Annotated in this window: 9 protein-coding genes; 5 read left to right on the plus strand and 4 right to left on the minus strand. The window is 75.0% G+C overall.

Going from position 1 to position 10,441, the window contains the following annotated elements; all coding sequences use genetic code 11:
• Positions 1-77 precede the first annotated feature (77 nt).
• Both ABTZ17_RS34110 and ABTZ17_RS34115 read right to left on the minus strand, forming a co-directional pair.
• Positions 78-740: a maltokinase N-terminal cap-like domain-containing protein gene (locus tag ABTZ17_RS34110; RefSeq protein ID WP_352199686.1), complete on the minus strand. Its 663-nt coding sequence runs from the start codon at positions 738-740 to the stop codon at positions 78-80.
• A 61-nt stretch (positions 741-801) separates the two neighbouring features.
• A complete protein-coding gene (locus ABTZ17_RS34115; protein WP_352199687.1) occupies positions 802-3,606 on the minus strand; it encodes a SpoIIE family protein phosphatase in 2,805 nt (934 codons plus the stop codon).
• A gap of 317 nt (positions 3,607-3,923) precedes the next feature.
• On the opposite strand from ABTZ17_RS34115, the gene ABTZ17_RS34120 reads away from it, so the two are divergent.
• Positions 3,924-6,029 carry a SpoIIE family protein phosphatase gene (locus ABTZ17_RS34120; RefSeq protein ID WP_352199688.1) on the plus strand — a complete coding sequence of 702 codons (2,106 nt, stop codon included), beginning with the start codon at positions 3,924-3,926 and terminating at the stop codon, positions 6,027-6,029.
• 95 nt (positions 6,030-6,124) lie between these two features.
• Positions 6,125-6,613, plus strand: coding sequence for a hypothetical protein (locus ABTZ17_RS34125; RefSeq protein ID WP_352199689.1), 489 nt, complete (start codon positions 6,125-6,127; stop codon positions 6,611-6,613).
• A gap of 39 nt (positions 6,614-6,652) precedes the next feature.
• On the opposite strand, the gene ABTZ17_RS34130 is transcribed toward ABTZ17_RS34125, so the two are convergent.
• Entirely contained in the window at positions 6,653-7,525 is an 873-nt protein-coding gene (locus ABTZ17_RS34130; protein ID WP_352199690.1) for a peptidoglycan recognition protein family protein, read from the minus strand.
• 407 nt (positions 7,526-7,932) lie between these two features.
• Here ABTZ17_RS34130 and ABTZ17_RS34135 point away from each other — a divergent pair, with 407 nt between their 5' ends.
• On the plus strand, positions 7,933-8,304 hold the full coding sequence (locus ABTZ17_RS34135) for a cupin domain-containing protein (protein ID WP_352199691.1): 372 nt from the start codon (positions 7,933-7,935) through the stop codon (positions 8,302-8,304).
• 62 nt (positions 8,305-8,366) lie between these two features.
• Here the strand turns inward: ABTZ17_RS34135 and ABTZ17_RS34140 are convergent, their stop codons facing one another.
• Positions 8,367-9,002, minus strand: coding sequence for a hypothetical protein (locus ABTZ17_RS34140; RefSeq protein ID WP_352199692.1), 636 nt, complete (start codon positions 9,000-9,002; stop codon positions 8,367-8,369).
• Positions 9,003-9,272: 270 nt separating this feature from the next.
• Between ABTZ17_RS34140 and ABTZ17_RS34145 the strand changes: the two genes are divergently transcribed.
• Together ABTZ17_RS34145 and ABTZ17_RS34150 are read left to right on the plus strand one after the other, a co-directional pair.
• On the plus strand, positions 9,273-9,980 hold the full coding sequence (locus ABTZ17_RS34145; RefSeq protein ID WP_352199693.1) for an alpha/beta fold hydrolase: 708 nt from the start codon (positions 9,273-9,275) through the stop codon (positions 9,978-9,980).
• A gap of 87 nt (positions 9,981-10,067) precedes the next feature.
• Entirely contained in the window at positions 10,068-10,322 is a 255-nt protein-coding gene (locus ABTZ17_RS34150; protein ID WP_352199694.1) for an EF-hand domain-containing protein, read from the plus strand.
• Positions 10,323-10,441: the final 119 nt, after the last annotated feature.

The following is a 10,441-nucleotide window of genomic DNA, read 5'->3' on the forward strand; positions in this document are numbered from 1 at the left end:
GGGCCAAGTACACCTCGGTCAATCCGGACCTGCTGGCCTGCGACCTGAACCTGGCCTCGGACCACCTGGACCGGCGCTCAGCCCGCCGCGTCGCCGCCCAGCACCGCCAGGGTCCCCCGGACCTCCGCTCCGTCGGGCAGCCGCCACCCCGCCTCGATCCGTGCCGCCGCACCGGCCGGGAGGTCCGCCCCCGCCGCCGGCCGCAACACCCGGACCACCGTCAACGGGACCGGCCCCGCCGCGGTGTCCACCGCGAGGACCGTGGCGTCCTCCCCGTGCACGGGACGCGTCGCCCCCTCGACCGTGCCGGGCACCGGTCCGGGCAGCACGACCACGGTGGGGTCGGGCACGTCGGACTCGTTCTGCGCCTGCGCCGCCACCTCCCCCCGGAACAGCGCCAGCAGCTGCGCCGCGCACACCGGGTCATGGGTGCCGTCGTACACCCAGCGGCGCCCCAGCACCCCGTGCTCGGTGGTGCCCACCAGCCCCGCCTCGGCCCCCTCCAGGGGCGCCCCGCGGTAGGTCAGCGGCACCTGGTAGGCCCGGGCCGCCGCCCCTTCCCCCTCCGTGACCAGCATGAACTCGATGCCCACCTCACCGGCCGGATCGTCGAGGCGGAAACCGCCCGCCTTCGCCGGATCGGGCCGCGCGCCGCCCGCGTACCAGGGCTGCGCGGGCAGCCAGCCGGCGAGCAGCTCCAGCTTGCCCGGAGTGACGGTGGTCCTGTGAATGATCGCCATGACCGCTCAACTCCGCGTGCCCCGCCGGGGTTCCCACCGGCCCGCACCGGTGCGGGCCCGCTCACCAGGCCAGGTCCTCCAGATCGTCCAACCCCGCCAACAGCCCCACCGCCCCGGCCGGACCCGGCGCCCCGGTCAGCGGCAGCTCCGCCCAGATGACCTTGCCCCGGTCGGTGTACCGGGTGCCCCACCGCTCGGCGAACTGCGCCACCAGGAACAGCCCGCGCCCGCCCTCGTCGGTACTGGCCGCGTACCGCAGGTGCGGGGCGGTGCTGCTGCCGTCCCAGACCTCGCAGATCAGGCCGCGGTCCCGCAGCAGCCGCACCCGCACCGGCGGCGCCCCGTACCGGATGGCGTTCGTGATCAGCTCGCTCAGGATCAGTTCCGCCGTGAAGGCCGGCTCGTCCAGGCCCCACTCCGTGAGCTGGGCGCCCGCCTCCCGGCGGACCCTGGACACCTCCGCCGGATCGGCGGACACCTCCCACTCGGCGACCCGGTCGGTCGCCAGCCGGCGGGTGCCCGCCACCAGCAGCGCGATGTCGTCGGCGGGGGCCGGGGACAGCAGGGCGCCCAGCACGTCCGCGCAGGTCTGCTCCGGACTGCGGCCCGGCCGGGCCAGTGTGGCCCGCAGCAGCTCCAGCCCCGAGTCGAGGTCGCGGTCCCGGTCCTCCAGCAGCCCGTCGGTGAACAGCACCAGCCGGCTGGCCTCGGGCAGTTCCAGCTCCACCGCCTCGTACGGCATCCCGCCCAGACCCAGCGGCAACCCGGCCGGGACCTCGGGGAACTCCACCCGACCGTCCGCGTGGACCAGCGCCGGACCGGGATGCCCGGCCCGCGCCACCAGGCAACGCCCGGACACCGGGTCGTAGACGGCGTACAGGCAGGTGGCCCCGGTGATCCCGTCGGCCCCGCCCCCGCCGACGCCTCCGGCACCCGCCGTGCCCGGCCCCGCGCCGGCCGCCGGGCCACCGGCGCCCGGCCCCGGCATCCCCGCCCCGTCCTCGCGGGCCTCGTTCTGGTCGATGCCGGCCACCAGCTCGTCCAGGTGGCCCAGCAGCTCGTCCGGGGGCAGGTCCAGGGTGGAGAAGTTCAGCACCGCCGTCCGCAACCGCCCCATCGTGGCCGCCGCGTGCACCCCGTGCCCGACCACGTCCCCCACCACCAGCGCCACCCGGGCCCCCGGCAGCCGGATCACGTCGAACCAGTCCCCGCCCACGCCCGCCTCCGCGGGCAGGTACCGGAAGGCCACGTCCACAGCCGACTGATCGGGCAGCACCCGCGGCAGCAGGCTCTGCTGGAGGGTCACCGCCATGGTGTGCTCGCGGGTGTAGCGGCGCGCGTTGTCGATGGAGACCGCCGCCCGCGCCGTCAGCTCCTCCGCGAAGGCCAAGTCCTCCTCGTTGTACGGCTCCGGGGTCTCGGTCCGCCAGAAGTTCGCCATCCCCAGCACCACCCCGCGCGCCTGCAACGGCACCGTCACCAGCGAGTGGAAGCCGTACGCCAGGGCCCGCGCCGCGCCCCGAGGATCCTGCACCCGCCAGCCCGTCGCGGTCCGCAGGTCCGCCTCCAGGACGCCCTGGCCCCGGTCCAGGGCGGCGGCCATCGGCGTGGTGGGGAACACGAAGCGGATCACGTCCCCCACCGGCTGGAGCGGCTGGTCCCGCCGGATCCCGGACATCGCGGTCCGCCGCATCTCGGTGTGCACCCCAGACGGCTCCTCCCCGCGCAACACCGGGGCCAGCAGCTCCACCGTCACGAAGTCCGCGAACCGCGGGACCGCCACCTCCGACAGCTCCTCGGCCGTCCTGACCACGTCCAGGGTGGTGCCGATCCGCACCCCCGCGTCGTACAGCAGCTGGAGCCGGGAACGGGCCACCTCCGAGCGCCCCGCCAGCGCCACCAGCTCCGTGGAGTCCCGCAGGGTCATCACCGCCCCGGCCGGGCCGCCCCGCTCCGGCCGCGCGGGTCGCACGTTCACCGCGAGCAGCCGGTCACCGGCCAGGTGCACCTCGTCCGTGACCTCCCGACCCGCGAGCAGCAGCTCGGCGGTCCCCGGGTCCAGTCCCAGTTCGCCCACGGGCCGCTGTTCGGCGTCCGCGGGCAGGTCCAGCAGCCTCCGGGCCTCGTCGTTGGCGAGGAGCAGCCGGCCGTCCGCGCCGACGATCAGGACCCCCTCGCGGACCGCGTGGAGCACCGCCTCGTGGTGCTCCTTCATCCGGGTCATCTCCACCGGGCCCAGCCCGTGGGTCTGCCGCCGCAGCCGCCTGCTGACCAGGGCCGCCCCGCCGGTGGCCAGCACGAGGGCGCCCGCGCCCACGCCCAGGACCAGCGGCAGCCGGTCCCGGACCATCTCCGAGACGTTGCCGACCTCGATGCCCGTGCCGACCAGCCCGATCACCCGGCCCTGGTCGTCCCGTACCGGGACCACGGCCCTGACCGCGTCGGCCGGTGCCCCGTGATAGAGCTGCGTGAACGATTCGCCGGCCGTGGCCCGCTCGATGTCCACCGCCCGGCGCCCGATCAGGTCGGTCCGCGAATCGGTGTAGCGCAGCCCGTCCGGGGCCATCACGGCGATGAAGTCGAGCCCGGCCGCCCGCCGCGCCGCCTCCGTGAGGGGCTGCAGGGTGCCGGTGGGATCCGGTCCCGCCAGGGCCGCGGCCAGACCGGGGGAGTGCGCGAAGGCCTCCGCGGCGGCCAGCGACCGTTCGGCGGCGTTGCGGCGGCTGTCGGTCTGCGCCTGGAGCAACAGGGCCAGGACGGCGGCCGCCACCAGCAGCAGGACCAGCACCGCCTGGAGCGCGAACACCTGCCCCGACACGCTGCGCAGCCCCGAGGGCCCCCGGGTCCGGCCGGAACCCGCGCTCATGCGCTGTCCTCCACCCGACCGCTCCCTCCGTCGCCTCCGCCGTCGGCCGGTCCGGATGGACCCGCTCCGGGCCGGTACCGTCCGCCGCCCCGGCGGGGGAACGGGCGGATCCGGTGCCGCCCGTCCGGGTCGCCGGGTTTCGGTCACGACCGGGACGGGCACTCCTGCACTCCGGCACGCACGAACGTGCCGCTTCCATGCTGCCCCCGGACCGGCCGGGAGCGCAGCCCGTGGCATCCGGCGGAGACGCCCCGCGTAGGTGTCTCCGTTAGGGTGTTTTGCGTAGGAATCTACCCCTTCGGGGTGAGGGCGCGGACTTGGACACACACCATTGGTCGAGCGAGGTAGCGGGACAGCCCCAGCGGGCCGTCGGATACGCGGGCGTACTGCGGGAACTGCTCCCCATCGCCCTCTGGCGGGAGGACGCCGAGGGCCGTGTGGTCGAGTGGTCACTGGCGGCGCAAGACCTCCTCGGGCACCCGAGCAGCGAGATCGTCGGCCGCCACGCCTCCGAGTTCCTGGTCCCCGACGGCAACCGCGGGCTCGCCGACGAGCTCACCCGACGCGTCCAAGCGGGTGAAACCGTCGGCGGCACCCTCTCCGTCCGGCACCGCGACGGCCACCCCGTCACCATGGAGATGTGGATCGTCCCCGCCACCGACCCGCAGGGCCGCACCGGCACCCTGCTGATCGCCGTGGAGACCTCCGAGGTCCTCCGGATGCGGGACTCCCTCGCCGCCCTCGAATCCCTCTTCACGCAGTCGCCCATCGGACTCGGCACCCTCGGCCCCGACCTGCGCTTCCTCCGCGTCAACGACGCCCTGGCCCGGATGAACGGCGTCCCCGCCGCCGAGCACCTCGGCAAACGCCTCACCGAGGTCGTGCCCGGGGTCAACGCCGCCGCCCTCGAAGCCGCCATGCAGCAGGTCCTCGACCTCGGCACCCCCGTGGTCGACGCCCGCCGCACCGGCCGCACTCCCTCCGACCCGCACCACGACCACACCTGGTCCTGCTCCTACGCCCCGCTGGTCGACACCACCGGCCGCACCCTCGGCCTCATCGCCTCCCTCATCGACATCACCGAGGGGCAGCGCGCCCTCCTCGAAGCCGAACGGGCCCGGCACCGCCTCGCCCTCCTCGCCGAGGCCGGCAGCCGCATCGGCACCACCCTCGACCTCCGCCAGACCGCCGCCGAACTCGTCCAGGTCCTCGTGCCCGCCCTCGCCGACTCCGCCGACGTCCAACTCCTCGAAGAGGTCCTCGCCCCCGACGAGACCGGTACCAACCGGCAGGGCCTCGTCCGCCGGCTCGCCGCCGCCTTCCCCGACCCCACCGCCCCCACCGCGCGCCTCAGCCCCGGCATGACCTTCCAGATCCCGCCCGGATCCGTGTACGAGCGCAGCGTCAGCGAGGGCCGGCCCATGAACCTCTACGAGACCGACGTCCCCGCCCTCATCACCGACCCCCAGCTGGAACCGCTGCGCGCCTACCTCGTCGAGAAGATCGGCTCCTCCCGGCTCGTCCCCCTGGTGGCCCGCGGCACCGCCCTCGGCGCCGTCACCGTCACCCGCCTCAAGACCCGCGAGCCCTTCGACGAACAGGACTGCCTCCTCCTGGACGAACTCGTCTCCCGCGCCGCCCTCAACATCGATAACGCCCGCATGTACACGGGACAGCGGGAAGCCGCCCGCACCCTCCAGCGCAGCCTCACCAACAGCGCGCTGCCGCAGGTGGCCCACCTCGAACTCACCGGGCGCTACCTGCCCGCCAGCGACCACGACGTCGGCGGCGACTGGTTCGACGTCATCGCCCTCCCCGGCGACCGCACCGGACTGGTCATCGGCGACGTCATGGGCCACGGCATCCACGCCGCCGCCGTCATGGGCCAGCTCCGCACGGCCGTCCGCACCCTGGCCCGCCACGACGTCCCGCCGGCCGCCATGCTCGCCTCCCTCGACGACATCGTCGCCGAACTCGGCGAGGACGAGATGGCCACCTGCGTCTACGCCGTCCACGACCCCGCCACCGGCGGCTGCGTCGTCGCCCGCGCCGGACACCCGCCACCGGCCGTCGTCACCCGCGACGGCACCGTCACCTTCCTCGACGGCACCCCCGGGGCCCCGCTCGGCACCGGCGGCCGCGCCTTCCACGTCGAACACGTCCCCCTCCCGCCCGGCAGCCTCCTCGCCCTCTACACGGACGGCCTCATCGAATCCCGCGACCGCGACCTCGACGACGGCCTCGCCCGCCTCGCCGAAGCCCTGCGTCCCCTGCACCGACCACTGGAGGTCATCTGCGACGACATCCTGGAGCGGCTCCTCCCCGAATCCGCCCAGGACGACGTGGCCGTGCTCCTGGCCCGCCCGCTGCGCCGCACCGAGGGCATGTCGGGAGCCCGCTCCCGGGTCGGCCCGCGCTCCTAGCCGACGGCGCGCGGTCCGGCGAGCACCCCCGCGCGGGCCCGGCCCGCCGGCACCCCCGGGCCGGACGGGGCCGGACCACCCGGCACAATCGGGGCATGATCACCCCGAGCCACCAGCCCGATCCGACGACGCCCGGGCAGCCCGCCGCCGAGCCCGCCCCGGTCGTGTACGCCTGGCCGAGCGTGCCCGAAGGCCCCGACCCCCTGCCGGTGGTGCACTTCACCACCGACCGGCAGGAAGGCGGCACCCACACCGAGGACGGCACCCCGATCTGGCTCTTCGACCTCGCGATCCGCGAGGGCGGCTGGGTCCGCTTCGAGAACCTGGAGGGCTGGTCCGCCCCGGCACCCGGCTGGCAGGCCTGGTACCGACCCGCCGACGACCTCCTCGTCGTCCGCGGCCCCGGCCGCTGCGCGGGCTGGTACGAGGGCAGTGCCGGAGCCTCCGAGGAATGGCTCACGGCCGGCCGCACCCAGGGCAAGCTGGTCCTGCTGGCCGCCCCGGTGCCCCACCCCTCGGACTACGCCTACGCCGTCGAGGCCGGGGCCGGTTTCGCCCTCCTGGTCCCCCTCACCGTCCTCTGACGCCCGCCGCCCGCGCGGGCCCGGCGCGCGCCGGGCGGGTCAGGCGTCCAGAGGGTTCGGGTGGTGATGGCCCCGGTGCACGCGGGCGGCCGCCGTGCGGTACTCCGGTTCCGCGTGCGGCTCCTGCCACTCGTGCCAATGGGCCGCCCGCGCCGCCGGGTGCCACATCGGCTCGGTCCGTTCGTCACCCGTGAGGTCCGCGACGGCGGCCCGCAGCTTCGGCAGCAGCGCGTACAGCTTGTCGCCGGGGCAGTTCGTGCTGTTGAAGTCCCGGTGGCCGTAGATCTCGGAGGACGCCAGCCCGTACTGCAGGCAGATGTGCGCGCACAGCGCCACCAGCGCGTCGAACTGCGCGGTGGGCGGCGCGGAGGTCATGTACGTGCCCTCGTTCTCGATCCCGATGGCCGTGTTGTTCTGGCCGACGCAGTGCGCGGACCGCACCTGGCGCGTCCCGGCCCGCAGCTCGGCCAGGCTCTGGTGCCGGCCCTCCAGCACGAACGCGCCCCGGCTGATCGTGAAGTGCTGGCCGGTGTCGATCCACCCGTTGGTGCCCATGTGGTGGTTCTGCACGGCGCGGGCCAGGGCGAAGGCCCGGTCGCGGGAGTAGTCCGACACGTTCTGGGTGGCGGTGTGGTGCACGATGATCCGCTGCGGCGGCGTGGACAGCACCACCACCTGCTCCGAGGCCGGCCGCGCGCCCCAGCCGGCACAGGAGACGATGTCCGGTCCGGCCAGCAGCCGGCGCACGGCGACCGAGCCCGCCCCGACCCCGTCCGGCGAGGAAGCGGCGGCGGGACCGGCGGCCAGCGCCCGCCCCGCGGCGGCCGGCGCCAGGGCCACGGCCCCGCCGAAGGCCAGCAGTCCGGTGAAGACGTTCCGGCGGGAGAGCCGCTGCTGCGCGGGTGAGGTCACGGGGGAGGTCCGTTCTCTGGGGGACGCGGGCCGCCCATTGAACGGCCGAGCCCCCGGCGGGACACGCAGGCGCTCCGGGAACGGGGGCGGTCGGACCCCTCCGTTCACCCCTCACGGTCACCCGCCGGCCCCGCGACCCCGGCGTGTCGCCCCCGACCGCAACACGATCATCGGACCGGGGTCCCGGTTCCCCGGCGCGGGGCCCCGCGCGGTCTACAGTGACGGCGCGTCTCCCCGGTCCGGCGGTGGTGCAGTGCCGCGCTGATGCCGCGCGGCGGGCCGGCCCCGCCCCGGACCGGGGAGCCCGCGCACCCGCCGCCACGGGCCCCTGCCGACCCCGCCGGGCGGGGCTATCGTGGAAATGGACTCGGGACGTACGTACGCCTTCTCGAGGGGAGGCGACCGACATGACCGGACTGGTGCGCCGGAACTTCGGCTCAGCCGACGAGACCCGTCGGTTCCCGGAGGAATCCGGGCGGCTCGACCTGCTGGAGACCGAACGGGGCCAAGTGGGGCGCGCGGTGTTCGCGCCTGGCTGGCAGTGGTCCACGCACATCAAGCCCCTCGCGGGCACCGATAGTTGCCAGGAAGCCCACACCGGCTACGTGGTGAGCGGGCGCATGAGGATCGTCATGGACGACGGCGAGGCCGCCGACGCCGAACCGGGTGACCTGCTGCTCATCGCGCCCGGACACGACGCCTGGGTGCTCGGCGACGATCCCTGCGTGGTCCTCGACTGGACCGGCTACGGCAACTTCGCCCGACCGCCCGGCGACTGACCCCTTCCTTCCGCCCGGCCGCAGGCCGCCGCGGCCCCGGCCCACCCGGGTCGGGGCCGCGGTCAGGGTTCCCAGCCGTAGACGGTGACCAGGTGCTCCAGGACCGGTGAGGTGCCCGTGCCCAGCAGCAGGCAGCCCTCCAGCGCGTCGGCGAAGGTGGCGCCCGGGCGGCCGGCGGCCCGCCGCAACCGCTCCTCGGAGCTGATGCCCAGCAGCCCGCCCGCCGCGACGGCGTGCCAGTGCGGCCCGTACTGCCGGGCGGGAAGCACCAGGTGCACCAGGCCGCCCCGGGGAGACGGCCCGGGGAACTTCAGGTTCAGCTTGACCAGCGGGTCGGGGCCGCCCAGGGCCGACCAGCCGGTGCCGATGCCGAGCCCCGAGCGGGCCTCCTCGGTGCGACCCGCGTCGAGCAGGGCGAAGGCGTCCCGGAGCTGCGGCGCGGGGCCGTAGGTGCGGACGTCCTCGTGCACCAGCAGGGTGAAGAGCGGGCCGGGGCGGTCGGGCCCCGGGGCGCCGGGGGCCAACAGGGCCGCCCCCGCCGCGAGGACCGTGCCCGCCAGGAAGTCCTGGCGCTGCCGGCCCTCGTCCTCCGGCGGGTACCGGAAGGCGCGGGTGATCCGCCCCGGCTCCGGCCCCACCGGGCCTCCGTGCGGCGGCGCCCCGGACTCCGCGCCGCCGGTCCGTGTCTCGTCCGCCATGCCGAACCCCCGGCCCGTGTCCCCGTGTTCCCGTGTCCCCGACGTCCCGTGTTCGCGCCTTCTCGTGCCCCGGTGCGCCCGCGCCCTCGTGTCCCCGTGTCCCCGTGTCCCGCGTCTCCGTGTTCTTGCGGTCCCGTGTTCCCGCGGTCCCGTGTTCCGTGTCCGGAGATCTACCCCGGGTGGGCGGCCCGGCACACCCGCGTCCCGCCCGCGCCGGCCGACGCCGGGAGTTCCCGGCGGATTGTCGGACCCCTCCGATAGCGTGATCACATGACTCATTACGTACTGGTGGCGGGGGCCTGGCTGGGATCGTGGGCGTGGGACGAGGTGGTGCCGGAGCTGCGTGCCGCGGGCCACGAGGTCACCGCCCTCACCCTGTCGGGGCTGGCGGAGAAGCGTGAGGTGCGGGCGGGGCTGGAGACGCACGTCCAGGACGTGGTGGAAGCGGTCGTCTCGCGGGACCTGCGCGAGGTGGTGCTCGTCGGCCACAGCTACGCGGGCATCCCGGTGGGGCAGGCCGCGGAGCGGATCGGGGACAGGCTGTCCCGGGTGGTGTTCGTCGACTCCAACATCCCCGAGGACGGCGAGTCCTTCCTCTCGTCCTGGCCGGAGGGCAGGCCGTTCATCGAGGCGTCCATGGCGGAGAACGACGGGAACTGGGCCCCCCTCGGGCCGGAGCGGTTCGAAGGGCAGGAGTTGGACGAGCAGCAGGTCGCCCGGATCCTCGCCCGCTCCACCCCGCACCCGGGCGCCACCCTCGTCGATCCGGCGAAGCTGTCCCGCCCGGTCGGCGAGCTCCCGGCCACCTACCTCCAGTGCCTGCTCAGCACCGAGGAGCTGATGCCCACGGTCGCCGCCGAGGTGGCGGCGGGCCGCTGGCGACTGGCCACCCTGGAAACGGGGCACTGGCCGATGTTCTCCCGCCCGACCGAGCTGGCCGGACTCCTCCTGGCCGAGGCCGCGACCGCCGGCGACTGACTCCCGCCGCGACCTACGTGCTCCTTACGGGGCGGCGCGTAGGGTGCAGCCGCCAGGACGGACCACCGGAAGACAAGGACGACAGGCGTGAGTGACAAGGCCCGGAAGCTGTTCGACGCGCTCGACCTGAACGCCGACGGCTCGCTGACCCGCGCGGAGGTGATCTCCGCCCTGCGCAGCAAGGGGCCCACCCTGGCCGCCCGGGGTGACCTGCCGTTCTGGGGTCTGGGTGATGCCGACGACTCCTCCGCGCTGTTCGACCAGGCGGACCGGAACGGCGACGCGGTGCTCAGCTTCGAGGAGTTCGCCCGCGAGGTGGACCGCCGCTTCGGCTGGCGGTAGGGCCCCACGGGGACCGTGGCCCGGCTTACGATCCAGGGCCAATTTGACCCAAATTTTGCCGTATTCTGAGGTGCTTTGCGTGATATGGCATGAGGCGTTCGCGACCGAGGACGCCGGTG

Source organism: Streptomyces sp. NPDC097619 (assembly GCF_040302735.1).
Lineage (GTDB): Bacteria > Actinomycetota > Actinomycetes > Streptomycetales > Streptomycetaceae > Streptomyces.

Bases quoted from the DNA above. Each gene is read 5' to 3' on its own strand.
- ABTZ17_RS34110 (WP_352199686.1), bottom strand. From the start codon at position 740: ATGGCGATCATTCACAGGACCACCGTCACTCCGGGCAAGCTGGAGCTG.
- ABTZ17_RS34115 (WP_352199687.1), bottom strand. From the start codon at position 3,606: ATGAGCGCGGGTTCCGGCCGGACCCGGGGGCCCTCGGGGCTGCGCAGC.
- ABTZ17_RS34125 (WP_352199689.1), top strand. From the start codon at position 6,125: ATGATCACCCCGAGCCACCAGCCCGATCCGACGACGCCCGGGCAGCCC.
- ABTZ17_RS34135 (WP_352199691.1), top strand. From the start codon at position 7,933: ATGACCGGACTGGTGCGCCGGAACTTCGGCTCAGCCGACGAGACCCGT.
- ABTZ17_RS34140 (WP_352199692.1), bottom strand. From the start codon at position 9,002: ATGGCGGACGAGACACGGACCGGCGGCGCGGAGTCCGGGGCGCCGCCG.
- ABTZ17_RS34145 (WP_352199693.1), top strand. From the start codon at position 9,273: ATGACTCATTACGTACTGGTGGCGGGGGCCTGGCTGGGATCGTGGGCG.